This window comes from Pseudomonas sp. MYb327, from assembly GCF_040438925.1.
GTDB lineage: Bacteria > Pseudomonadota > Gammaproteobacteria > Pseudomonadales > Pseudomonadaceae > Aquipseudomonas.
Genome location: NZ_CP159258.1, coordinates 5,535,383 through 5,559,062, shown reverse-complemented (window position 1 = coordinate 5,559,062; position 23,680 = coordinate 5,535,383). Strand labels below are relative to the sequence as shown.

Genomic DNA, 23,680 nt, shown 5'->3' with positions numbered 1-23,680 from the left:
ACTTGATTCAATGAGGCTCACCAACTCATTGTTCAAGGGAAAAACATGCCTATCACTTATACCCCGTTTCAAGCAAATGGCACCTCGGTGTTACCCCCCAACCAAACGATGTCGTCTGGACAATTCCTCACATCACAAAATGGACAGTTTCGACTAATCTTGCAAACTGACGGAAACTTAGTCATCAAGAACGGCGAGACTATTATTTGGGCTGCAGACAGCAACCAACCCTATAGCCAAACATTGCACCGACGAAAAATGCGTGAGCCTTTGCAGTTCGTGATCAGCAATAGCGGTTTTCTTTATGACCCATCTCGGGGTCGTTTGTGGATTGCTGAGAGCACTCACAGCACGGATAAATCACTTTGGCACAACACTTGTTTGATTATTCAAGATGATGGAAATTTGGTCATCTACGATATGCGAACAGGAGATCTGCGTTGGGCTCGCTCTGGATTTGTTCCTGGCCGCTTCCCTAAACAAAAGCGGCTTAATGTGATAGTTCAGGGCATACCTATCTTTCACTGGGACTTTAATTAATCTTGATTACGAGCACTTACCGAAATTAAAACCCTTTTAACATCTAATTGACTGAACATTCAGGCTTATAAGGATCAATCCGACATTTGTGGGCTAACTCAGTGTCGCGCTTGGGAAGCATTTGAATCCTCAGTGGATCCCTGCTTTTGCCAACCACACAACCAGAAAGTATTATCGATATTAAAATTACTGATATTAGTTTCATATAGGCTCCAGATTTTTTGAAGAGCCTATACTTCAAGCTCAACCAGTTCGATCATTCGCTTCCGATTATGTTGTGAGAAGTATCTGATACATCGCTGAAGCTTGTAGGACTGAAATCATCGCTTTGCGACTACAGAGTTCAGTTCATGTAAATCGGATCAGAAAAAAAGCGCGGCCCTCGGGCCGCGCTTTTCTATACCTGAACGTTACTGAGCCTTGGTCTCAGTAGTCGCCGCCGGCTTGGCCGCTGGCCTCTTCGACGGTTCAGCCTTTTTCACCGGAGCCTTGGCCGGGACTTTTTTGGCCTCGGTTTTGGCTGCCGGTTTCGCCGGGGTCTTGGCTGGAGCCTTCTTCGCAGGCTCGGCTTTCACTGGCGTCGCAGGCTTCGGCGCTTCAACCGGCGCCGGTGCAGCGGCCGGGGCTGGCGTCGGAGCAGGTGCTGGGGCCGGTGCCACTGGCTTACGACTGCTGCGCAGCCGAACGCAGCCTTCGGCAGCTGCTACGCGGAACGCGTTGCGGCTTAATTAATTGGCTTGTAATACATATGTATCGCCATTTCCGTATTCGAGCTTGATTCAATGAGTGCTCAACAACTCATTGATTAAGGAATGAAACATGGCTATCAGATACACACCATTTCAAGCAAGTGGCTCGCCAGTACTACCGCCCAACCAAACGATGACGCCGGGTCAATATCTCATGTCCCCAAACGGGCGATTTCGCTTGGTGCTGCAAGTGGATGGCAATTTAGTAATCACCGATAACGGCGCTGTAGTCTGGATTGCAGATGGCAATCAGATTTACAGCAGAACCTTATATCCGAAAAAGATGCGTGAGCCTCTGATGTTTGTGATTAGCAATAATGGGTTTCTTTATGACCCGTCCAGACGGCGCTTATGGATTGCTGACAGCACTCACAGCATTGATAAATCGCTTTGGTACAACACGTGTATGGTTATTCAGGATGACGGGAATCTAGTCATCTACGATAAACGGACAGGGAGTATGTGCTGGGCTCGCTTTGGATTCACCCCTGGCCGCATTCCAAAGCCAAAGGAAAGGTGGGTAAAAGTGCTTCCGGATGGCACTGAAATTCCTATATGGAAATTTCCATAACACCTCATGATTCATTAATCGAACACTTAAGAGCTTTTGAAGATTGGAGGCGGATCCAAACAATCTGGGTCGTATGGATTAATATGGCACTTATGGGCCAATTCAGGAGCATGTCTTTTAAGAGTGAATTTCCCATCAACACATCCTGTGAATGTTATCAACACCACTAAAACCAATATTGTTTTCATACGCCCTCCAGATTTTCCGAAAGCATAGATTTTAATTCAAGGCGCCACCCATCATTTGCTTCTGATTAATTTGTGGGAAGAATCTGATATATGGTCGAAGCGTGTAGGACCAGGATCATGAATCGCGGCACCTGATTACTGCGTTTGAAAAAAGTAATGTCTTCCGCTTGTTAGATAAGCAAAAAAAAGGTTCTTCACGGAATCCCGGGAAAGACAGAAACAAGAACGCCGATTTGATTGATGATGTTCGTGCGAGCAAACACATCTAAAAAACCGGCGTTCTTATGCGTGATATTAATACTTTCCTTCCTTTTTGGGAGGGCTTTTCTGTCGTCACCATCAAGCCCGATGGTGACGCCCTACAGATCGATCTGATTCCCCATGCCACCCGATTCCCTTCCTGCGGCGGCTGCCAAAAACCGTGTTCAACCACTCATGAGTATTGCGAGCGAACTGTTCGTGATCTTCCCATTCTCGGTCGCGCGGTACGCCTCAGCGTTTTGCTCAGGCGGGTTGGCTGCCGCGACTGTGGCAAGCGCATGGAGGCCGTCAGTTGGCTGGATCGCTATGCCCGCATGACGCGCCGCTTAGCCGATGCGGTCATTCAGACCTGCTAGCGCCTTCCCACCCTGCACGTGGCCCAGATGTTTGGGCTGCATTGGGACACCGTTCGGTTGCTGGAGCGTCGAGCCTTACAGGCGGCGTTGAGCACGCTGCCAAAGGCGCAACCACGACGCCTGGTGATGGATGAATTCGCGCTGTTCAAAGGGCATCGCTACGCCAGCGTGGTGTTGGATGCCGATACGCGACGAGTGCTATGGATCGGTGAAGGCCGCAGCCGGGCGGCGGTTCGGCCCTTTTTCGAGGAGCTGGGGCCAGAGGGGTGTGCTCGAATCGAAGCGGTGGCGATGGACATGAACACCGCTTTTGACCTGGAGGTTCGTCAGCACTGCCCGAAAGCGCGAGTGGTCTACGACCTCTTTCATGTGGTGGCCAAATATGGCCGAGAGGTGATTGATCGGGTCCGCGTCGACGAGGCTAACCGACTGCGCCACGACAAGCCGGCTCGCAAGGTCATCAAGCAAGCGCGGTGGCTGTTGCTGCGCAATCCAGAGAACCTGAAAAGGCCGGAACAACAGGTTCACTTGCAGGATTTGTTGGCGGCCAACCAATCGCTGATGACGGTTTATTTGATGAAAGCTGAGCTCAAAACGCTCTGGACGCCGAGTGCTGCTTGGGCCTGGAGATCGGCCTGGAAGCAATGGCTGCGCCATGCTCATGAAAGCGAAATACCAGCTCTGATCCAGTTTGCCAAACGGCTAAAGGGCTACTGGCGGGGCATCGTGAGCCGAGTGCGCTGGCCGATGCACACCGGTCAGTTGGAAGGAATAAACAATCGAATAAAAGTCATTAAACGGATGGCGTACGGTTACCGGGATAGCGAGTTCTTTTTCATGAAGATCAAGAGCGTCTTTCCCGGTAATCCGTGAAGAACCAAAAAAAAGCGCGACCCTTAGGCCGCGCTTTTTTCTACATCTGAACGTTACTGAGCCTTGGTCTCAGTAGTCGCCGCCGGTTTGGCTGCTGGCTTCTTCGCCGGTTCAGCCTTTTTTGCCGGAGTCTTGGCCGGGGCTTTTTTGGCCTCGGTTTTGGCTGCCGGTTTCGCCGGGGTCTTGGCTGGAGCCTTCTTCGCAGGCTCGGCTTTCACCGGAGTTGCAGGCTTCGGTGCTTCAACCGGCGCCGGGGCAGCGACCGGGGCTGGAGCAGGCGCCGGAGCTGGCGGTGCAATAGGCTCAGGCGCCTTAACCGGTTCCGGCTTCTTCTCGTCGTCCGACCCGCCGAACAAGTTCGTGAAGAAGTTGCCCTTCTTCGCCGCCACCGCGCCAGCACCTGCCGCAGCAGCGGCCGTCGCTGCCGGACCGACCTTCGCCGGTTCAAACGATTTGCCCGCCGCCAGGTCTTCAACCTGACTGGCCGCACGCTGACCGGTGCGCAGTGCACCTTCCAGAGTGCCCGGATACAAGGTGTCGGTGTGCTCGCCAGCGAACGCTACGCGCTGAATCGGACGTTCCCAAATGCGCCAGAACTTGCTGATCTGGCCCGGGCCGAAAGCCAGGTAAGCGCCGCCCATCGAAGGGTCGGTGCTGTAGCGACGGATTTCATAACCGGTGAACGAGCCGCGTGCCTGGGGATAAAACGCATGCAGGCGAATCAGCACCTGATCGACCATCTGCTTGTCGCCGAACGCCTGCATCACCCGTGCGTTGTCGCCGGACAGGTTGATCACCACGTTGGCGCCGCCCTTCAAGGCAGGCTCGACCCACAACATGCCCAGGCCAGTGTTGCTGTAGATCTCGCCCGACATGCGGGCCTTGGGTTCCCACACCGGCGTCTTGAACTTCAGCATGATCTGGTCGCGCCAACCGTAGTTGGTGCCCTTGATCGCGGCCAGGTGCTGGGCGTCCAGCGCCGGGGTCATCTGGATCTTGTTCAGCGCGCGCAACGGCACGGCCAGTACCACGTAGTCAGCCTGATAGCCCACGCTGCCGACCTTGACGGTGACGCCGTCCTTGTCCTGGGTAATCGACGAGACCGGGGAACTGGTCTTGATGGTTTTCAGTTGTTTGACGAAGGCCTGGGCCAGCACCGGGCTGCCACCGACCAGACGCGAAGCTCGCAGGTCACGGTCGGAAACGCCACGGTAGACACTGCTTTGCTGCGCGAAATAAAGCAGCGACAGGCGCGAAGGCTCGTCATAACGGGTACGAATCTGCTGGTTCACCAACTGACGGGCAGTCACCGGCAGGCTCAGGCGGTCCAGCCAATTGGACACGTTGATCTGGTCCAGAGCATGCAGCGTGTTGTTCGCTGCCGGGTTCAGCGGGTCTTCGACCGAGCGTGCCAGGTCGTCCACAGTCTTTTCATAGCGCTTGAGCGCTTCGGCCGTGGTTGGATCCTTGGTAGCCAGATCGGCAGCGGTGTAATACACGCCATCGATCAGGTAACTCGGGGTCCGCACGAATTCAGGCGCTGGCGTGGTGCTCAGCTTGAACGTGGAGACGTACTTGTTCAGAACCGGTTGAGCCTTGTCGTTGCCGATCCACTCACTGGTGGCCATGCCGGAACGCCCACCCAGGCTCGGCTTGGCTTCCAGCAGCGTGACTTGCCAGCCCTTGTTCTGCAGCTCATAAGCAGCGGTGAGGCCCGCGACCCCACCGCCGATCACGATCGCGGTTTTATCCTTTGCCAGCGCAGACACGCTGAACAGCCCCAACATCACCAGCGCACAGGCGCGCAGCCAACCGACAGACATTCAGCGAACTCCGGAAATACACGAGAAAAATAGCGGTTTTGCGAGCCAGACGACTCAAGAACCGCGAAGGATACGTCAGCCTTCAAACGCCCGCCAGCAACGTCTATCGACCTATACAAAGTAGCTCATTCGACACAATGGGTTGTCCCCGTGCGACGCATTGCATAGGCTTGCGCGATTGTATGTCCGCGCGTGTCACGGACCGCCTCGAGGAGAGTGAAAATGGGCCTGAATAAACAGTGGATGGAGCGCGATCTCGCGGTGTTGTGGCATCCCTGCACCCAGATGAAAGACCACGAACAACTGCCGCTGATCCCGATCAAGCGCGGTGAAGGGGTCTGGCTGGAGGATTTCGAAGGCAAGCGCTACCTCGATGCGGTCAGTTCCTGGTGGGTCAACGTGTTCGGCCACGCCAACCCGCGGATCAACCAGCGCATCAAGGATCAGGTCGATCAGCTGGAACACGTGATCCTCGCCGGTTTCAGCCATCAACCTGTGATCGAGTTGTCCGAACGCCTGGTGAAGATGACACCGGAAGGCCTGACCCGGTGCTTCTACGCCGATAACGGTTCTTCCTGCATCGAAGTCGCGCTGAAAATGAGCTTTCACTACTGGCTCAATCGCGGACTGCCGGACAAGAAGCGCTTCGTCACCCTGACCAACAGCTACCACGGCGAAACCATGGCGGCGATGTCGGTGGGCGACGTGCCGTTGTTCACCGAAACCTATAAAGCCCTGCTACTCGACACCATCAAGGTGCCGAGCCCGGATTGCTACCTGCGCCCCGAGGGCATGAGCTGGGAAGACCACTCGCGCAACATGTTCGCCGCGATGGAACAGACCCTGGCCGAGAACCATGACACCGTTGCAGCAGTGATTGTCGAGCCGCTGATCCAGGGCGCTGGCGGCATGCGCATGTACCACCCGGTGTATCTCAAGCTGCTGCGCGAAGCTTGCGATCGGTATGGCGTGCACCTGATCCACGACGAAATCGCCGTCGGCTTCGGCCGCACCGGCACCATGTTTGCCTGCGAACAGGCCGGCATTCGTCCGGATTTCCTCTGCCTGTCCAAGGCCCTGACCGGCGGCTACCTGCCGCTGGCCGCCTGTCTGACCACCGAAGATGTCTACAGCGCCTTCTACGACGACTACCCGACTCTGCGCGCCTTCCTGCACTCCCACAGCTACACCGGCAATCCACTGGCGTGCGCGGCGGCATTGGCGACGCTGGACATCTTCGAAGAAGACAACGTCATCGAAAACAACAAGGCGTTGGCGCAACGCATGGCTTCCTCCACGGCGCATCTGGTCGATCACCCGAACGTCAGCGAAGTGCGCCAGACCGGCATGGTCCTGGCCATCGAGATGGTCAAGGACAAGGCCACCAAGGAAGCCTATCCGTGGCAGGAACGTCGCGGTCTGAAGGTGTTCCAGCATGCGCTGGAGCGTGGTGCTCTGCTGCGGCCGTTGGGCAGCGTGGTGTATTTCCTGCCGCCGTACGTGGTTACGCCGGAGCAGATCGACTTTCTGGCCGAAGTGGCCAGCGAAGGGATCGACATTGCCACTCGCGACAGCGTGAGTGTTTCAGTGCCCAAGGACTTCCATCCAGGGTTCCGTGATCCGGGTTGACCGTCATTGCACAACCCCTGTGGCGAGGGAGCTTGCTCCCTCGCCACAAATGCGATTCCGATCCATTTTTTAGAGATTCATCATGAGACTGTCCCGCTTCTTTATCGACGCCCCCTTGAGCACCGGCGAGCACGAATTGCCCGAGGCCCAGGCCCATTACATCGGCCGCGTGCTGCGCATGGCCGAGGGCGATGCACTGCAACTGTTCGATGGCTCGGGCCAGGAGTTTCGCGCCACGCTGGTCGAAGTCGGCAAGAAGCGCGTCGTTGTGCAAATCGATGAAAGTTTCGCCGGCCAGGTCGAGTCGCCTTTGCAAATCCACCTGGGCCAGGGTCTGTCCCGTGGCGAGCGCATGGACTGGGCGATTCAGAAAGCCACGGAATTGGGCGTGACTGAAATCACCCCGATCTTCAGCGACCGCTGCGAAGTCCGGCTCAAGGACGAACGCGCCGACAAACGCCTGCTGCACTGGCGCCAGGTGGCGATCAGCGCGTGCGAGCAATGCGGGCGTTCGCGGGTGCCGGTGATTCATCCGCCGGTACTGTTGGCGGATTGGTTGAAACAAACCGAGGCGCAACTGAAGCTGGTGTTGCATCCGGTGGCTGAGCCTCTGGTCAGCCACGCCAAACCGGCGACGCTGGCGTTTTTGATCGGGCCGGAAGGCGGGTTGTCGGACGCCGAAGTGGAACAAGCCAAGGGCAACGGTTTTCATGCCGCACGCCTCGGCCCACGGGTGTTGCGCACCGAGACAGCGCCGGTGGTGGCATTGGCGGTGGCCCAGCAGCTTTGGGGAGATTTTTAAAACGACATCGCCAGCAAGCCGGCTCCTACAGATGTCCGCAGTTTTTGAGTGCGACACCTAACCTGTAGGAGCCGGCTTGCTGGCGATTGGCCGAGACTCGGTTTATAAAACGTAGAAGAAAATCGCCACAAAGTGCAGCAAACTCCCGGCGATCACGAACAAGTGCCAGATCCCGTGGGCATGCCGCAGTCTATGGTCGAGGGCAAAAAAGACTATGCCCACGGTGTACAAGATTCCGCCCGTCGCCAACCACGCAAACCCGGCGCTGCCCAATGCCGCCAGCAACGGCTTGACCGCCACCAGCACGATCCAGCCCATCACCGCGTAAATCACGATCGACAGAATCCGCGCTTCCGAACGCGGCTTGATCTCCTGCAGGATGCCGATCAGCGCCAATCCCCAGACAATCCCGAACAACGTCCAGCCCCACGGCCCACGCAGGGTCACCAGGCAGAACGGCGTGTAACTGCCGGCAATCAGCAAGTAGATCGAAAAGTGATCGACCTTTTGCATGATCGCTTTCTTGCGCCCGCGCACGCTGTGGTACACGGTCGAGGCGCTGTAAAGCGACATCAAGGTAAACCCGTAAATCGCCACGCTGACAATCTTCCACGGGCTGCCGTCCATGCTGGCGATCACCAGCATCCACACCACCCCGACCGTCGCCGCCACCGCCCCGACCAGATGCGTCCAGGCATTCAATCTTTCCCCGTGATACATGTGTTGCTCACCTCGACATTCGTTCCCGCAGTGCGCAAGGCTCAGGCCTCGAGCGTAAAAGCGCAATGTTTCAGAACACAAATCCTCCCGTAGCAGCCGGCTTGCTGGATAGGGCCTCAGGCTTTACGTTGATCTTCAGGGCGCCATCGCTCGCAAGCCAGCTCCCACAAAGAGCCGTACAATCGGGCCATTCCAAAAAGAGTCCGCGCCATGCTGATCGACGAAGAGTTGACCCTGAAAAAACTCGAGGTGTTCCTCGCCTTCATGCGCACTGGCAATCTGGCTCGGGCCGCCGCTGAGCTTCAGACCAGCAATGTCAGCGTGCATAGGGCGATCCACTCCTTGGAAAGCGCCCTGCGCTGCCCGTTATTCAAACACGAGGGCCGCAACCTGACGCCGCTGGAAAGTGCTTACGTGCTGGAAGAGCGTGCGCAAAAGCTGATTCAGGACGTCGTTGAAAGCGTGCGCCTGACCCGCGAAGCCGCCGGATTTTCCGCTGAACGCTTCAAACTCGGCTCGCTGTATTCGCTGACGGTAAAGACCGTGCCGCAACTGATCATGGGCCTGAAGATCCGCCGCAGCGAGCTCAATATCGATCTGATCCTCGGCTCGAATTTCGACCTGCTGTACAAGCTCAAGAACATGGAAGTCGACGCGATCCTGGTGTCGCTGGACGACAGCATCGTCGACCCGGATCTGGAGCACATTCCGCTGTTTTCCGACGATATCTTCCTCGCCACGCCCGCCGATTCGAAGTTTGCCCACAGGACCGAAGTCGACCTGGCCGAAGTGCGCGATGAGACCTTCATCACCCTGACCCAGGGCTTCGCCACGCACCAGGACGGCAAACGGGTATTCGAACAGGCAGGCTTCGAGCCGAAGGTGGCGATGCAGGTCAACGACATCTTCACCCTGCTGAGCATGGTCAGCTCGGGCGTCGGTTATGCGTTGCTGCCGGGAAGGATCGCGGCGGTGTACGAGAACCGGGTGAAGCTGATTCCGTTGCAGGAGAAGTACCGGTTACAGCAGCACATCGGTGTGGTGTTTCTGAAAGCCAAGGAGCGCGACCCGAATCTGCTGGCGTTGCTGGCGGAGTGTCGGATGTATGCCAATCGCCAGGCCTGAAACTGTGCCGCCGCCAATCGCCAGCAAGCCGGCTCCTACAGGGACGGAACAAATCCTGTAGGAGCCGGCTTGCTGGCGATTGCGTCAGATCAGCCGGTACAACCTGCGGGTTAGCCGACAATCCCCCGAACAATGAAGTACAACAACGAAGGCCCCAGCAGACAGCCAAGCCCGGTGTGGAACGTCGCCGTCAACGCGCCATAAGGCACCAACCGCCGATCCGTCGCCGCCAGCCCCGCCGTCACCCCGCTCACCGTCCCGGCCAGCCCACCAAACACCATCGCCGAACGCGGGTTATCCAGGCCCATCCAGCGCGCCGCCATCGGCGTGCCGACCATCACCAGAATCGCCTTGATCAACCCGGTGGCAATCGACAACGCCACCACATCGGAACTGGCGCCAATCGCCGCACCAGTCACCGGACCAACGATGTATGTCACCGCGCCGGCACCGATGGTGGTCATGCTCACCGCATCGCGATACCCGAAGGCCCAGGCGATGCTCGCGCCGACAATGAACGGCAGCACCGTACCCAACAGCAGCGCGATCACGCCGATCAGCCCGGCCTTTTTCGCTTCGGTGGCCTGTACTTCGAACGCCGTGGCGACGATGGCAAAGTCCCGCAGCATGGCGCCGCCCATCAAGCCGATGCCGGAAAACAGCGTCAAGTCCGCCAGGCCTTTTTGCCCGCCGGTCAGGGTGCCGCCGACCCAGGCCAGCACCAGGCCGATGACGATGGCAATCGCCGAGCCGTGAATCCGCCCGAAGGTCAGGCGTTTGGAGAGCACCACGGACACCCACATGATCACGCCGACGAAGGCGAACGCAGTGACCAGGCCGTTATGTTCCAGGCCTTTCTCGATGAGATCCCACATATCAGCGACCTCCTACGGGTGTGCCAACGGGACTTATCTCTTCGGGTTCATCGGGCAACGGTTCGCCCTTGTGAGTCCGGCTGATCAGGGCGATGGCGCAGCCACAAATCACCACCGAACCGATCGCCGCCAGCACCGCCACCGGGCCGCCGTGCAGCGCCGTCACCACATTCTGTTGCGCGGCCATTGCGACCACCACCGGGATGTACATGGCGCCCCAGAAGCCGACGCCCATCTCGCAATCCTTGGTCATGCCGCCGCGTTTTTGCATCCACAGCCGCGCGCAGATCAGCAGGATCATCGCGATCCCGACCCCGCCGACATTGGATTTGACACCGAGCAACACGCCGAGCATGTCACCCATGATCACCCCTGCCAGCGTACAGATCGCCAACAGCGCCACACCGTAAATAATCATTGTTTGTCGTCCTCAAAGTGCATCGTCGAATGTTGTTTTTGTTTTCGAAGCTTGAGTCGGTGCTCTAGAGTTGGCGGCTTCCCTCCTCACGCAACAGCGCCTGCAAGGTATCGAGGCGGGCACCGTCGAAAGCAATTACGGTGCCCTGCTCGAACACCCGGCGCGCCAGCCCGGTCAGCACCGCACCGGGCGGCAGTTCGATCTGTAGACGTACGCCACGCTCATAAGCGCTTTGCACTGTGCCGCGCCAATCCACCACGCGGCACATGTTGAAGGCCAGGTCATCGCGCAAGGCTTCGGCGTTGATCACCGGTCGGGCGCGGCTGCCGCTCAAGTAACCGAGAGTCGGCGTTTTCAGTTGCACCTTGGCGAAGGCTTCTGCGAGACGTTTTGCGGGCGCGTCCAGCAGCGGGCAGTGCGACGGCACGCTGACTGCCAGACGTTTGGCCAGCCCTGCGCCGCAACCTTTCGCCAACCCGGCAACGGCTTTCATCGCCGCGTCGCTGCCGGCGATGACGACCTGGTTGTCGGCATTGATGTTGGCCAGGTAAACCGGCGTTTCCGCGCTGTGCACCTGCGCCAGTAAACCTTCCAACGTGACCAGATCCAGACCGATGATCGCGGTCATGCCATAGCCCTGTGGATAAGCCTGCTGCATCAACTCACCGCGCAGGCTGACCAGATGCAGCGCGTCGCTGAAACTCAAGGCACCCGCCACCACTGCTGCCGGATACGCACCGATGGACAACCCGGCGACGTAATCGGCTGGCAACGACAACTGCCGCGCCGCCGCCACACCGGCGATCAACAGGCACAACTGAACGGCCCGCGTCGATTGCAACGCCTCGGCAGAATCCAGCAGCAGAACATCTTCACCGAGCACGTCACTTGCTTCGATTAGCGTTTCCCGAGACAAACGCTGGAGCATGCCCGGCTGCTGCGCGCCCTGACCGGGGAACACCAACAGGCTGCTCACGCTGCTTGCTCCAGTGGGTTCCACGGATCGAGCACCAGACAGGCCTGGCGGGCGTTCTTGAGCAGCACGCGATTCGACGATCCCGCCCATTCGCGCAAGGCGACGGCGCCGAATGGCGTTTGCAGTTGCATGTCCACCACACAGTTGACGGTATCGAGCATCGCTACCATCGCCCGGGATTCGACACGGCTCAGCGGCTGCGGTGTACGCAGGATCAGGTCGAGGTCGCTGCCCTCGTGCAACGCCGTAAAACCACTCGCCAGTTCAAACCCGGCGCTGCCGCTGACACCCCACACCCAGCCCCTCGCATCAAGCATCGGACGCAGTTGAGCCAAGGCTTGAAGGGCCGGCAAATCACGATCGATATCAACATGGCAAAGTTCTTCCGGCGTAACGCGACGAGTCATTGAAGTGATCGCCATCGACGTCGCATAACGCTGCTCACGCAAACGTCCGCGCACGCCGACCGCGATCTCGCCGGCCACCGACAATGCGCGGCGCACCACAACGGGCTGCCCGGCGCTAATCGACTCAACCAACCACGCAGGCGCATCCGCAGGCAGTTGCTCCGAGGCCATGCCCCAGAGCAAGTCGTGAGCCAGGAGCGTGTTCACCACTGTTCCCTCAGCAATTGGCGCACCTTGCTCGACGCCGCGCGATTGACGGCGCCGAGTCGACCGCTCAGGTCGTGCCCCTTCGTCGCCACATCGCTGATCGCCAAAGTCAGGCATTCAGTCACCCGCGCCAGGTCGCTCTTCGATGGCTGTTCGATTTGTTCCACCGACAGGGTTTCCCAAAGCAAACCAAGGCTGGCATAGCTATCGATGTCATAGGCCATCGGCGGCACGCTGGCGGCCAGGGTTTCCAGCTCTTCGACGCTGCGCAGCGTCACCCGCGCCGCCGACGCCTTGCCCATGGCATGCACCATCACGCCCGGATCGCGCAGGGCGATTAACCGGTTGGCCTGATAGCCATGCGCGAGAAATGCCCCGGACATCGCCTTGCCCACCAGCAAACCAATCACGGCGTGCCCAGCCAGTCGGCCGCGGGCATAACTGTCGGCGGCGCCGGCCAGGGCCTGATGAATGCCCAGCGCTTCTTCGCGACGACCATAAGCCTGGCTCGGTACATCGACGATGGCGATCAAGGCGCGTTTTTGCGGTTTGTCCTGATCGGCTGCGATGACTTCATCCACAGCCTTGGCCAGGCCCCAGCCTTCGAGCAAACCGACCTCACCGTTACGGGCACGGACAAATCGGTTGTCAGGATCGGCCACCACGGCGATAAACCGCACCGGTTGCTCACCCAGAAATCCATCGGCCACTTTCAGCGAAGCGGGCAAGCCGTTGACCGCTTTGGCGCCAACACTCAAGGCGTTGAACCAGTTCAAGCCTCTCAGGGAATACGAACTCATGAACGCTCTCCTTGATACAGATCGCGAACCACCGAAGGCTCGATTTGCGGCTCGGCGTCCAGACGCGTCAGCCGTTGCAGGAACAGCTCGGCCTGAGTGCTGCGATGCTGCGCTGGTAAACCTTGCTGGAGCAATTGGCTGACCTGCTGGCGGATCTGCGCCACGTCATCTTCGGCGTAGCGATCCACCAGTCCGGTGGCAAAGCGTTGCTCACCACCTGTCAGGCTCCAGATTAACGGACGATCCCGGGAGTCGTATTCTTCAAGCCCGGCTTCCTGTTCGATCACTTGTGGGCCGTTCAGACCGAGGCGTGCTTCCTGGGTCACCAGCAAGTAGCTGCACAAACCGGCGGCAATCGACATGCCGCCGAAGCAACCAACGCTGCCCGCGACCACACCCACCACCGGTTGGTACTGGCGCAGATCGACAATCGCCGCGTGAATATCAGCAATCGCGGCCAAGCCAAGATTGGCTTCCTGCAAACGCACACCGCCGGTTTCCAACAGCAATACGGCGCGGGTCGCAATGCCCTTGCGGTTATCTTCGGCCGCCAACTCCAGCGCGCCGGCAATTTTCGCCCCGCCGACTTCACCAAGGCTGCCGCCCTGGAACGCGCCTTCGATGGCGGCAATCACCACCGGCAAACCATCAATGCTGCCCTTGGCGATGATCACGCCGTCATCGGCTTGCGGCACCACGCCCTGACGCGACAGCCAGGGCGACATGACGCGCTGGAACGGATCGAGCAATTCGCGAAAGGTACCCGCATCGAGCAAGGCTTTTGCCCGCTGCCGAGCACCGAGCTCGACGAAGCTGTGTTTGCTCAGCAACGCTGCGCTGTCAGTCATGGCTGATCTCCTCGAAGCCTTGTTCCAGACGCAGGCGCACCACACCAGGAGTCGCGCCGAAATCGTGGATATCGATGTCCATCGCCGGCGGCATCTGCCCGTCGAACATCCGCGCAAACAGATGCTGCCAGCGCTGTTCGCTGCCATTGACCGAGGTTTGCACGGTGATGGTCAACTTGCCGGCCTGCCCCGGTTCGATCAGCACTTCCAGATCGCCCGAGCCGACACAACCCACCAGCGTGCGGCCGCGTGGCGGCTGCCCCGCGGGGAATTCAAAGGATAAGGTTTCCATCAGAAAACTCCCTGGATGATGCCGTCGCCGGACTCGATTCGGTCGATGAACAGGCAGGCTGCGAGCAGGTCGGCAGCGCCGCCGGGCGAGGCGTTCAACGCAATTAATTGTTGGTCCAGCTCATGTAAGCGACGGCGCCCGGCGAGGTTGGCACTGCCGCCCGCGTCGAGTACTGCCTGGGCACCGAGCTGCATGGACTGCAGGCCTTCTTCGCCAGCGCGATACAGCACGCAGGTGTCGGCCAGATTGGTCATGATCGCCAGCAGCGCATCGAGCCGGGCGTTCTGTTCGCCATGGCCGGCAGCACGGCTGCGTTTGAGTTGCGGCAGTGCGCGTTGAGTGACTGCCGGAAATCCGAGCTGCGCTTCCTCACGGGCACCGCGTGCGCCGTAGCGCAGAGCGACCTGGGCGCCGTGGCTCAGCGGTCGCGGCGCATAACGATCATCGAGCAAGGCCAGGCGCGCAGCGCGTAAAGAGAGGGAACTCGCGGCGGTGGACTTGGGCTCAAGCGCCGCAGCGGCGACCAACAAACCCAAGGCCCAGATCGCGCCACGGTGGGTGTTCACACCGTTGGTGGTGGCGAGCATCGCTTGTTCGCCGTCACGACCGATCTGGCCGATGGCCTCGCGCAGCGGCAATCCAATCTCGCCAATTTCAATGGCGGCTTCAGCCATCGCCTTGAACGCCGGCCACAACGCCAGCGCCGACGCGTGCATCAGCCCCAGATGCAAATCAGTGTGAGCACCGTTGCCACGACGGTCGACCAATGCCGGTTTCGGCGACAGGTCGGCTTCGTCGATCAGCGCGTCCACCGCCAGGTCCGCCAGCCGTTCGGCCAGGGTCAGGGTTTTCGGTTGCAGGTTGAAGGCGTGCATTACCAGCTCCTGAATTTGGCGGGCGGGTTGTAGAGGCCACCGGACCACTCGACCAGATCGGCCACGCTTTTCGCGGCGAGCAATTCGCGGGTGGCGTCGGTGCGGCGGATGCCGAGGTCTTCGGGCAAGGCGATCAGACCTTCGCGGCGCATGCGCGCGGTGTCTTTCGGGTTATGGCGCAGGCCGATGGCTGTCACCCCGGCGACGGCGGCGATCATTGCCTGGCGTTCTTCCAGGGATCGCGCCTTGTACAGGTAGGCGATGCCTTCTTCGGTCAGCAGGTGAGTGACGTCGTCGCCGTAGATCATGATCGGCGCCAGCGGCATGCCGCTTTTTTTCGCCACGTCCACCGCATCAAGGGTTTCGACGAAAGTCGGTTTGCCGCCCTCCTGGAACGTCTCGACCATTTGCACCACGAGCTTCTTGCCGCGTTCGAGCATCGGCTCGACAGCGTCGCCGTGACGCATGTCAAGCCAGGCCGGCGTACCGTGACGGCGACCGCGCGGGTCGTGGCCCATGTTCGGCGCGCCACCGAATCCGGCCAGGCGTCCGCGGGTCACAGTGGAGGAATGACCGTCGCCATCGACTTGCAGCGTGGCGCCGATAAACAGATCCACCGCGTATTGCCCGGCAAGCTGACTGAACATCCGATTGGAACGCATGGAGCCATCGCGCCCAGTGAAGAACACATCGGGCCGGGCGGCGATGTAGTTTTCCATGCCCAGTTCGGTGCCGAAGCAATGCACGCTTTCGACCCAGCCGCTTTCAATCGCCGGGATCAAGGTCGGGTGCGGGTTGAGCGTCCAGTTACGGCAGATCTTGCCTTTGAGACCGAGGGATTCGCCGTAGGTCGGCAGGATAAGTTCGATGGCGGCGGTGTTAAAACCGATGCCGTGGTTGAGCGACTGCACGTTGTGTTTTTCGTAGATCCCGCGGATCGCCATCATCGCCATCAACACGTGCACAGGCTTGATGTGGCGCGGGTCGCGGGTGAACAGCGGTTCGATGTAGAACGGTTTGTCGGCCACCACCACGAAATCGACCCATGACGCCGGAATGTCGACGCGGGGCAATTCGCTGACGTCATCCACCAACTGGTTGACCTGGACAATGACGATGCCGTCGCTGAAGGCCGCTGGTTCGATCAGGGCCGGGGTGTCTTCGGTGCTCGCGCCGGTGTAGATGTTGCCAGCACGGTCGGCCATGAAACCGGCCGAGAGCACGACGTTGGGAATCAGGTCCACCACCAGCCGAGCGTAAAGCTCGATGTAGGTGTGAATCGCGCCGATTTCCAGCAGGCCGTCTTCGAGTAATTGGCTGATGCGCAGGCTTTGGGTGCCGGCGAAGGCGAAATCGAGTTTGCGGGCGATACCGCGTTCGAACAGGTCCAGGTGCTCGGCGCGACCAACGCTGGGCATGATCATGTGCAGGTCATGCAGCCTGGCCGGGTCAGCCTTGACCAGTGAACGGGAAAGAAAATCCGCCTGCTTCTGGTTGTTGCCCTCCAGCACCACGCGGTCGCCGGGCAGGATCAACGCTTCCAGCGCCGCCACGATCTTGTCGGTGGGCAACACCACACCATCGGCGAGACCTCGCACCAGCTCGAGACGCCGCTGCTTCTCGCTGCGCCGCCGCGTCCATCGCGAGTCGGGGGAAATTGATGTTGTCATGACCACTCCACGGGTTCGCTGTCGTGGGGTCACATTAGGAGCGTTGGTGGGGGGCATCAATCAAGCAGAGTGGTGGATTGTTACGGTCACCGTAACGAACATTCCTCTGAGGCGAGGGAGCCAGTCAGGACAACCCGGCCGTCACGAGTAACTCCTCCAACGCCAACAAATCCGGCACCTTGGCCACTTGATCGCCCACCTGCACCGCCGCTTTTTCCAGTGGACACAACGGCACGTCGACGTAGCTCAACTGACTGTCGAGCTTGTACGAGCGCGGAATTCCTTGAACCAGCATTGCCATGAATTTCAGTTCAGGCCGACCGCCCAGCGCATTGAGAATGACGATCCGCGCGCGCTCGCCAATGGCGATTTTGTTGCCGCACGCCGACTCGAAACTGAGCAACGGAATCTGCCGGTTACGCCACGTCACCCGGCCGAGATACCACGGTGGGGTGTCGAGATCGAACGCCGCCGGTTGGTAATCGATCAGTTCGGCAACCGCTACGTTGGGCAGGATCAGGTTACGGTCGGCCAGTGGCAGCAGCAGGCCTGTGAGGTTGTTGGTGCGCTGGCTCATTAGCCGCTCAAGCATGGGTTTTGCTCCACAAGGCAATGCTTTCGAGCAGTACCGATTCCTGGTACGGCTTGCCGAGGTAATCGTTGACGCCGATGGCCATGGCCCGGTCGCGATGTTTCTGGCCCGTGCGGGAGGTGATCATGATGATCGGCAGGTGCTGCAGACGCTCGTCGCTGCGCACTTGTGTCGCCACTTCGAAGCCGTCCATGCGCGGCATTTCGATGTCCAGCAGCATCACGTCCGGCAGGTGTTCTTCGAGCAGCAACATGGCATCGACACCGTCCTTGGCCGTCAGCACGTTCATGCCGTGACGCTCGAGCAAACGGCTGGTGACCTTGCGCACGGTGACCGAGTCATCAACCACCATGACCAGCAATGGCCGCTGCGGTTCGACCTCCAGATCATGGGTTTTCGACCGTTGCGGCACATGGGCTTGCAAGGCGCGGATCGGCGCCAGCAAATCCAGAATCAGCACCACCCGGCCATCGCCCAGAATCGTCGCTCCAGACACGCCCTGCACTGCTGCAAACTGCGGGCCGAGGCTCTTGACCACAATCTCGCGAGTACCGGCCATGGCGTCGACTTGCACGGCGATGTGGCGCTCGTTGCATTGCACCAGCAACACCGGCAGCGGCAGGCTCTGGCCCAACAGTTTTGGCCGTGGACTGGTTTTCAGCAGCTCGCCCAGGTAGCACAGTTCATAGCGTTGACCGGCGTATTCATACGTCGGCGGATCAAAGCGGAAATGCCCTTCGAGTTCGTTCGGTAACACGCGGACAATCCCTTCGATGGTGTTCAGCGGGATCGCGTACTGATCCTCGCCGCAGTGCACCATCAATGCCCGGTTGACCGACACGGTGAATGGCAGGCGAATGCGGAAGTGCACCCCCTGCCCCGGCACCGAGTCAATGCTCATGCTGCCACCCAGCTGCCGCACTTCTTCGTGCACCACGTCCATCCCGACGCCACGCCCGGATATCTGGGTGATTTTCTCGGCGGTGGAAAAACCCGGTTGCAGGATGAATTGCAGCACGTCGCGGTCGCCGAGTTCGCTGTTCGGGTCGAGCAGGCCGCGTTTGACGGCTTTGCGTCGCACCGCCTCCAGCGGCACCCCGGCGCCGTCGTCGCGGATATCGAAAATGATGTCGCCGCCCTCGCGCAGCAGGTCGAGGGTGATCCGCCCCTGCGCCGGTTTACCCGCCGCGACCCGCACTTCGGCAGTTTCAAGGCCATGGTCCACGGCGTTGCGCAGCATGTGCTCCAGCGGTGCGGCCATGCGTTCGAGGACGTTACGATCCATTTCACCCTCCGCGTTGCCGACGATGAACTCGACGTCCTTGCCCAACTCTTCGGACACCTGACGGACGATGCGCTTCAAGCGCGGCAGCATCCGCTCGAATGGCACCATGCGCGTGCGCATCAGCCCTTCCTGCAACTCGGTGTTGATGCGGCCCTGCTGCTGAAGCAGGTTTTCCGCGTCATGGTTGCGTCGGTCAAGGGTTTCCTTGAGATCGAGCAAGTCGGAGGCGGACTCGAACAAGGCGCGCGACAGTTGCTGCAATTGTGAGTGGCGGTCCATCTCCAGTGGATCGAATTCTTCATAGCCCAGGCGTTCGGCGTCTACTTGCTGACGGCTGAGGATCCGGCCCTGGGTCTCGGTGTCGAGGCGGCGTAACTGGTCGCGCATCCGCTCGATGGTGGTTTCCATTTCGTTCAGCGTGACTTGTGCATCGCTGACCTGCTGCTCGATCCGCCCACGGAAGATCGACGTTTCGCCGGCCAGGTTAACCAGATCATCGAGCAGCTCCGCCGAGACCTTGACCATGTCTGCACCGGCATCGGGTTGCAGCAGCGGGGTTTCGGTTTTTACCGTGGGGGGCAACGTGACCGGTGCGGGCGCTTCCAGCACTGCCGGGTGGCTGAAATTCTTGATCGCGTCGATCAGGCGATCAGCGGGCGGCAATGGCTCACCGGCACGGGTGGCGTCGAGCATTTGCGCCAATCGGTCATGGCTGCGCTGTAGCAGCTCGAACAACGCCGAAGTGGGCTTTAGAACGCCAGCGGACAAATCTTCGTAGAGAAATTCCAGTTCATGGGCCAAATCGCCGATTGGCGCGATTTCCACCATGCGCGCGCCACCCTTGAGGGTGTGCAGGTCGCGCAACAGGGTTTCCATTTCCTGGCGACTCGAAGGTTCAGCCTGCCAACGCACCAGCGCTGCACCGGAGCTTTCGATAATGTCGAAACCTTCCTCGAGGAAGATGTCCAGCAACTCGCTGTCATGATGAGTCGAGTCATCGCTCGCGGCGGGTTCCGCAACCTCGGCATTGCCCGCGTGGCCTTGGCGGAACGCGCGAATAGCCTCGATCAGTTCGCTGGGGTCGTCCACGGGTTGGTGCTGTTGCAGCTGTTCAAGCATCAGCGCCAGTCGGTCATGGCTCTGTTGCAGCAACTGCGAAAGCCCCTCGCCTTGGCTGTAGCGGCGGTCCACCAGGCCTTGGTAAAGGCTTTCCAGTTCATGGCCCAGGTCACCGACCGGCTCGACCTCGGCCATGCGTGCGCCACCCTTGAGGGTGTGCAGGTCACGTTGCAAGGACGATAGCGGCGCGGCGTTGTGCGGCTCGCTCAACCAGCGCTGCAAGGCCTGGTTGGCGCTTTCGAGAATATCCACCGCTTCTTCGAGGAAGATCGAAACGATCTCGTCATCCAGGTCGGCAATGCGCTCCCCTGTAGGAGCTGGCTTGCCAGCGATGGGCGTTAACGATGACGCGTTTTCATTGGATAAACGCGGCGCCTGTGAGTCCATCGCTGGCAAGCCAGCTCCTACAGTGGTTTGTGCCGGTTCTTCCACGGTGGCTTGTGCCAGTTCGGCGGTGGCATCGGACAGGTCGCGAATGCTCAGGGAACGGCTCCCGTCACTGCGAATCAGCCCCATGGCGGACGGATCGAGGCTCTGGTCGAGCAAACCGTGCAAGGCGCGAATTCGTTCCGGCTGCGGGCTGACTTCCTGGCCAGCGGCCAATTCGTCGAGCATGTTGATCAGTGCTTCATGGGCACTTTGCGCCTCATGGAAAAACACCTCGCTGACCGCCAGGCTGCTTTCTTCCACGGCGCCATAAAGATCGAGCAAGGCTTCGCAGAGTGCATCCACCGGATGCAGGTCGGCCAAGTGTGCGCCTTCGCCGAGGGTGGTCAGTTCATCCAGCAGCGCACTGAGTTCCTGGCGCTCGCCGGGGTGTTGTTGCCAGCGTTGCAGCAGGCTCTCGGCGTCGAGCAGGATGTCCATGCCCTGGGCCAGGAAGTTATTGATCAACTGCGGATTACGCTTGGTCCGCAAACCCGTGCTCGGCGTGTTTGACAGGCTGGCTAGACGTTCGGCGAGCAATGTCTGGGTACGCTCGATCAATGCTGGAGCGTCTGGAATCTCCGCCAACGGATCGCTCTTGAGCTGGCGCAAACCGAGACGGAACAAGCCTTCGGCTTCAAGGAGCACTTCGACTTCATCGAGGTCGAGGACGATCTGGTGGGCCTTGTACTCCCGCGCCAGTTGATCCAGCGACGCGGCCAACTCGGCAATCGGCAAAACCCCGGCCATCGACGCGCTGCCCTTGAGTGTGTGCAAGGCGCGCTGCAACTCGTCGCTGGCCTGTAAGGGTAGGTGCTCGGCGGCCTGATCGAGGAAGCGATTGAGGCTGTTCAGATGGGTTTCGGCTTCTTTGCGGAAGATCTCCAGCAACAGCGGATCAAGAGCCGCGACGTCCTGGGTGTCTTCATCGGCGGCCGACTCCTCGCCCTTGGCCAGGGCATGAGCGCGGGCGGCCAATTGGTCGACATCGTTACGCTGGCGTTGGGCGTTGTCGGCATATTCGGCCACCAGGTCCGGCAGCAACTTCACCACCTCGCCAAGTAATTGTTGCACCGCGTTGCCCGGCGCGACGCTGTGCTCCAGCACGCGATTGAGCAGGTTTTCCATGGCCCAGGCCAGCTCGCCCAGCACCAGGGCACGGACCATCCGGCCACTGCCCTTGAGGGTGTGGAAGGCGCGGCGCACTTCACTCAGGGCTGAAGTGTTGTCGGGGTTGGCCGACCAGCGCGGCAAGTATTCACGAAGAATCTCCAGCACCTCGTCGGTTTCTTCGAGGAACACTTCGCGCAATTCTTCATCCACTGGCTCTTCACCGGCGGGCGGCGGCAACAGGCTGCCCGGCGTGGTCAGGGCCGGCGGGTTCAGGGCGGAAACCGGGCTGGCCAACACATCGGCCAACGTCTGGACGATGGCCGGGTCGTCCAGTTCCTGCATTTGTTGCATGACCTGCGCTTCGCTGGGGCTCAATACATCTTCGAGCACCGGGACATGGTGTTCGCTGGGGAAGAAACCGAGTGATGCCAGGCTTTGTTCGGCGATGTCGAGCAACTGCTCGCCCGGTGCTTCGGGGTCGTCGTTGAGGCGCTCAAGGTAGTATTCGAGGCTGGCAATCACGTCGGCCAGGCTGTCCAGTTCCTGCCAACCGGGCTGCCCCGGATCGAGCAACAGGTGCTCGCGGATGAAGTGGTTACAGGTTTCGATCAGGCTCGCCGCGCGGCTCAGCGGAATCATCGCCAATGCGCCGCGTACCTGGGTCAACAAGGCCGGCAGCGCTTGCAAATGCTGGCGGTCCCAGTCGGCGTCGATGTAGTCGACGATCATGTCCTTGGCCTGTTGCAGGCAAATACGCGCTTCCTTGATCACGATCTGATGGATCTGCGTCAGGTCGGTGGTGGGCAGGCGGCTCTCTTCCTGGCTCTCGGGTTCCACGGTGCCGACCATTCCGGCCAGGGTCGCTTCGACGTAGAGCAACGCCCCGGCGACGTCCATGAGAATCGCATCATCCGGCGCACGCTGGCCCTGAGCGAGGCTCAGCACCACCGCCAGTTGATCAATGATGACCTTGCGCGGCTGACCGAAGCCCAGCACCGCCAGGGTGTCGGCGATTTGCCGCAGCGGCGCCAACAGGCTGTCGAGATCGGCGGTGTGTTGCCGGTCGCTGCGCACGAACAGGTCCAGGCGCTCCTTGACCCGCACCAGCTCTTCGCAGAGCGCCGCCAATACCGAACGCATGGCATCGCGGTCGGGACCGGCCAGGCGTGCGCGTTCTTCATCGACCATTGCGCTGTCGGGCAGCGCCTCGTCCAGTCCGTAGCGATCTTTCATGGTCAGCATCTGCCCGGTGGGATGTTCGGCTTTGGCTATGTAGAACAGTAAGCTTTTGAGCAGCTCCGGCGGTGCCGGCTGATTGATTGCGCGCATGCCCTGTTCGAGCAGACGCTTGAGTTCTTTCTCAGCGTCCTTGAACAGACTGCGCAAGGCCGGGCTGTTGGCAATCGCGCCGCCGCGCATGCCTTCGACCAAAGCCGAAGCCACCTGCCACAGCGGGCTCAGGGGTGCGTTGCCGCACAGGCTTTCGAGTCGGCTGAACACGGTCGCCAGATAACTGAGATGCGTGTCGTCATCCTGCTCGCGCAGCAAACCGACCAGGGCCATCTGCAACATTTGCCGCAACTTGCGCAGCACGCTCGGTAGATCTGCCGGTTCCAGCCGCTTCAGCGCCTCTTCGTCCAGGGCTGGCAGCTCGGGCAGTTGCGGGCTGAACAGACTGGTTTCCGACAACAGGCTTTCACCACGGGCACTGCGCAGATCGTTGATCAGCGGCAGCACCACCAACGGCAAATCGCGGCGGGCGCTTTGCACCCGGTCGAGGTAGATCGGCAACTGCCCGAGGGCTTGCAGCATCAGGTGCAGCGCCTCGTCACGATGGCTGACGCGGTTCTGTTGCAGGGCTGTGGCCAGCTGTTCCATCTCTTCGGCGAGCAGGGCCGCGCCGTAGAATTCGACCATTTGCAAACTGCCGTGAACCTGATGGATGCACGCCAGGCAATCGCTCAGGGCGTGAGTTGCCTGCGGATCATCAAGCTGGATTTCAATCGCGTGATGAGCCTGCTTCAGCGTTTCGGCAATCTCGCCTTTGACCCATTCGAGGGCCACATAGTCGTGCCGATCACCCATAACCACTCCACTTCCCGCTTCAGTCAAAATGCCAATCAAGACGCCAAGGCCCGAG

The 23,680-nt window shown here is 60.0% G+C and carries 19 protein-coding genes and 1 pseudogene; 6 read left to right on the top strand and 14 right to left on the bottom strand.

Annotated elements, in window-relative coordinates:
* Positions 1-45: 45 nt before the first annotated feature.
* On the top strand, positions 46-540 hold the full coding sequence (locus tag ABVN21_RS25135; RefSeq protein ID WP_339556771.1) for a hypothetical protein: 495 nt from the start codon (positions 46-48) through the stop codon (positions 538-540).
* Positions 541-950: 410 nt separating this feature from the next.
* Here ABVN21_RS25135 and ABVN21_RS25130 read toward each other — a convergent pair whose 3' ends face one another.
* Positions 951-1,199, bottom strand: coding sequence for a hypothetical protein (locus ABVN21_RS25130; RefSeq protein WP_339556772.1), 249 nt, complete (start codon positions 1,197-1,199; stop codon positions 951-953).
* Positions 1,200-1,359: 160 nt separating this feature from the next.
* Between ABVN21_RS25130 and ABVN21_RS25125 the strand changes: the two genes are divergently transcribed.
* Positions 1,360-1,860, top strand: coding sequence for a hypothetical protein (locus ABVN21_RS25125; RefSeq protein WP_339556773.1), 501 nt, complete (start codon positions 1,360-1,362; stop codon positions 1,858-1,860).
* Positions 1,861-2,332: 472 nt separating this feature from the next.
* Positions 2,333-3,538 (top strand): annotated as a pseudogene (locus ABVN21_RS25120) (ISL3 family transposase).
* A 53-nt stretch (positions 3,539-3,591) separates the two neighbouring features.
* On the opposite strand, the gene ABVN21_RS25115 reads toward ABVN21_RS25120, so the two are convergent.
* Positions 3,592-5,361, bottom strand: coding sequence for a flavin monoamine oxidase family protein (locus tag ABVN21_RS25115; protein WP_339556695.1), 1,770 nt, complete (start codon positions 5,359-5,361; stop codon positions 3,592-3,594).
* Positions 5,362-5,583: 222 nt separating this feature from the next.
* Between ABVN21_RS25115 and ABVN21_RS25110 the strand changes: the two genes are divergently transcribed.
* Both ABVN21_RS25110 and ABVN21_RS25105 read left to right on the top strand, forming a co-directional pair.
* Positions 5,584-6,990, top strand: coding sequence for an adenosylmethionine--8-amino-7-oxononanoate transaminase (locus ABVN21_RS25110; protein ID WP_339556696.1), 1,407 nt, complete (start codon positions 5,584-5,586; stop codon positions 6,988-6,990).
* A gap of 82 nt (positions 6,991-7,072) precedes the next feature.
* Entirely contained in the window at positions 7,073-7,792 is a 720-nt protein-coding gene (locus tag ABVN21_RS25105; protein ID WP_339556697.1) for a 16S rRNA (uracil(1498)-N(3))-methyltransferase, read from the top strand.
* 102 nt (positions 7,793-7,894) lie between these two features.
* Here ABVN21_RS25105 and ABVN21_RS25100 read toward each other — a convergent pair whose 3' ends face one another.
* Positions 7,895-8,512, bottom strand: coding sequence for a hemolysin III family protein (locus tag ABVN21_RS25100; protein WP_339556698.1), 618 nt, complete (start codon positions 8,510-8,512; stop codon positions 7,895-7,897).
* A 210-nt stretch (positions 8,513-8,722) separates the two neighbouring features.
* On the opposite strand from ABVN21_RS25100, the gene ABVN21_RS25095 reads away from it, so the two are divergent.
* On the top strand, positions 8,723-9,637 hold the full coding sequence (locus ABVN21_RS25095) for a LysR substrate-binding domain-containing protein (RefSeq protein ID WP_339556699.1): 915 nt from the start codon (positions 8,723-8,725) through the stop codon (positions 9,635-9,637).
* Between the two features lie 110 nt (positions 9,638-9,747).
* Here ABVN21_RS25095 and madM read toward each other — a convergent pair whose 3' ends face one another.
* The 11 genes from madM to ABVN21_RS25040 all read right to left on the bottom strand — a co-directional run bounded on the left by madM (position 9,748) and on the right by ABVN21_RS25040 (position 23,625).
* The gene (madM, locus tag ABVN21_RS25090; protein WP_339556700.1) at positions 9,748-10,512 is read right to left on the bottom strand and encodes a malonate transporter subunit MadM; all 765 of its coding nucleotides are present in this window, start codon (positions 10,510-10,512) and stop codon (positions 9,748-9,750) included.
* Position 10,513: 1 nt separating this feature from the next.
* Entirely contained in the window at positions 10,514-10,930 is a 417-nt protein-coding gene (gene madL, locus ABVN21_RS25085) for a malonate transporter subunit MadL (protein ID WP_339556701.1), read from the bottom strand.
* A 64-nt stretch (positions 10,931-10,994) separates the two neighbouring features.
* Positions 10,995-11,906, bottom strand: coding sequence for a malonate decarboxylase subunit epsilon (gene mdcH / locus ABVN21_RS25080; RefSeq protein WP_339556702.1), 912 nt, complete (start codon positions 11,904-11,906; stop codon positions 10,995-10,997).
* Positions 11,903-12,523 (bottom strand): malonate decarboxylase holo-ACP synthase, encoded by a 621-nt coding sequence (locus ABVN21_RS25075; RefSeq protein WP_339556703.1) that lies wholly within the window; start codon positions 12,521-12,523, stop codon positions 11,903-11,905. The genes mdcH and ABVN21_RS25075 overlap by 4 nt, the downstream gene beginning before the upstream one ends.
* Positions 12,517-13,320 carry a biotin-independent malonate decarboxylase subunit gamma gene (gene mdcE / locus ABVN21_RS25070; RefSeq protein WP_339556704.1) on the bottom strand — a complete coding sequence of 268 codons (804 nt, stop codon included), beginning with the start codon at positions 13,318-13,320 and terminating at the stop codon, positions 12,517-12,519. Before mdcE ends, ABVN21_RS25075 begins: the two co-directional genes overlap by 7 nt.
* Positions 13,317-14,168: a biotin-independent malonate decarboxylase subunit beta gene (locus tag ABVN21_RS25065; protein WP_339556705.1), complete on the bottom strand. Its 852-nt coding sequence runs from the start codon at positions 14,166-14,168 to the stop codon at positions 13,317-13,319. Before ABVN21_RS25065 ends, mdcE begins: the two co-directional genes overlap by 4 nt.
* Positions 14,161-14,460 (bottom strand): malonate decarboxylase subunit delta, encoded by a 300-nt coding sequence (locus ABVN21_RS25060; protein WP_339556706.1) that lies wholly within the window; start codon positions 14,458-14,460, stop codon positions 14,161-14,163. Before ABVN21_RS25060 ends, ABVN21_RS25065 begins: the two co-directional genes overlap by 8 nt.
* Positions 14,460-15,335: a triphosphoribosyl-dephospho-CoA synthase gene (locus ABVN21_RS25055; RefSeq protein WP_339556707.1), complete on the bottom strand. Its 876-nt coding sequence runs from the start codon at positions 15,333-15,335 to the stop codon at positions 14,460-14,462. Before ABVN21_RS25055 ends, ABVN21_RS25060 begins: the two co-directional genes overlap by 1 nt.
* Positions 15,335-17,005 (bottom strand): malonate decarboxylase subunit alpha, encoded by a 1,671-nt coding sequence (mdcA, locus tag ABVN21_RS25050; RefSeq protein ID WP_339556708.1) that lies wholly within the window; start codon positions 17,003-17,005, stop codon positions 15,335-15,337. Before mdcA ends, ABVN21_RS25055 begins: the two co-directional genes overlap by 1 nt.
* A gap of 124 nt (positions 17,006-17,129) precedes the next feature.
* Entirely contained in the window at positions 17,130-17,597 is a 468-nt protein-coding gene (locus ABVN21_RS25045) for a chemotaxis protein CheW (RefSeq protein ID WP_339556709.1), read from the bottom strand.
* A complete protein-coding gene (locus ABVN21_RS25040; protein ID WP_339556710.1) occupies positions 17,590-23,625 on the bottom strand; it encodes an Hpt domain-containing protein in 6,036 nt (2,011 codons plus the stop codon). Before ABVN21_RS25040 ends, ABVN21_RS25045 begins: the two co-directional genes overlap by 8 nt.
* Positions 23,626-23,680: the final 55 nt, after the last annotated feature.

Coding starts and splice junctions, on each gene's coding strand:
- ABVN21_RS25135 (WP_339556771.1), top strand. CDS start 46: ATGCCTATCACTTATACCCCGTTTCAAGCAAATGGCACCTCGGTGTTA.
- ABVN21_RS25125 (WP_339556773.1), top strand. CDS start 1,360: ATGGCTATCAGATACACACCATTTCAAGCAAGTGGCTCGCCAGTACTA.
- ABVN21_RS25115 (WP_339556695.1), bottom strand. CDS start 5,361: ATGTCTGTCGGTTGGCTGCGCGCCTGTGCGCTGGTGATGTTGGGGCTG.
- ABVN21_RS25110 (WP_339556696.1), top strand. CDS start 5,584: ATGGGCCTGAATAAACAGTGGATGGAGCGCGATCTCGCGGTGTTGTGG.
- ABVN21_RS25105 (WP_339556697.1), top strand. CDS start 7,073: ATGAGACTGTCCCGCTTCTTTATCGACGCCCCCTTGAGCACCGGCGAG.
- ABVN21_RS25100 (WP_339556698.1), bottom strand. CDS start 8,512: ATGTATCACGGGGAAAGATTGAATGCCTGGACGCATCTGGTCGGGGCG.
- ABVN21_RS25095 (WP_339556699.1), top strand. CDS start 8,723: ATGCTGATCGACGAAGAGTTGACCCTGAAAAAACTCGAGGTGTTCCTC.
- madM (WP_339556700.1), bottom strand. CDS start 10,512: ATGTGGGATCTCATCGAGAAAGGCCTGGAACATAACGGCCTGGTCACT.
- madL (WP_339556701.1), bottom strand. CDS start 10,930: ATGATTATTTACGGTGTGGCGCTGTTGGCGATCTGTACGCTGGCAGGG.
- mdcE (WP_339556704.1), bottom strand. CDS start 13,320: ATGAGTTCGTATTCCCTGAGAGGCTTGAACTGGTTCAACGCCTTGAGT.
- ABVN21_RS25065 (WP_339556705.1), bottom strand. CDS start 14,168: ATGACTGACAGCGCAGCGTTGCTGAGCAAACACAGCTTCGTCGAGCTC.
- ABVN21_RS25060 (WP_339556706.1), bottom strand. CDS start 14,460: ATGGAAACCTTATCCTTTGAATTCCCCGCGGGGCAGCCGCCACGCGGC.
- ABVN21_RS25055 (WP_339556707.1), bottom strand. CDS start 15,335: ATGCACGCCTTCAACCTGCAACCGAAAACCCTGACCCTGGCCGAACGG.
- mdcA (WP_339556708.1), bottom strand. CDS start 17,005: ATGACAACATCAATTTCCCCCGACTCGCGATGGACGCGGCGGCGCAGC.
- ABVN21_RS25045 (WP_339556709.1), bottom strand. CDS start 17,597: ATGCTTGAGCGGCTAATGAGCCAGCGCACCAACAACCTCACAGGCCTG.
- ABVN21_RS25040 (WP_339556710.1), bottom strand. CDS start 23,625: ATGGGTGATCGGCACGACTATGTGGCCCTCGAATGGGTCAAAGGCGAG.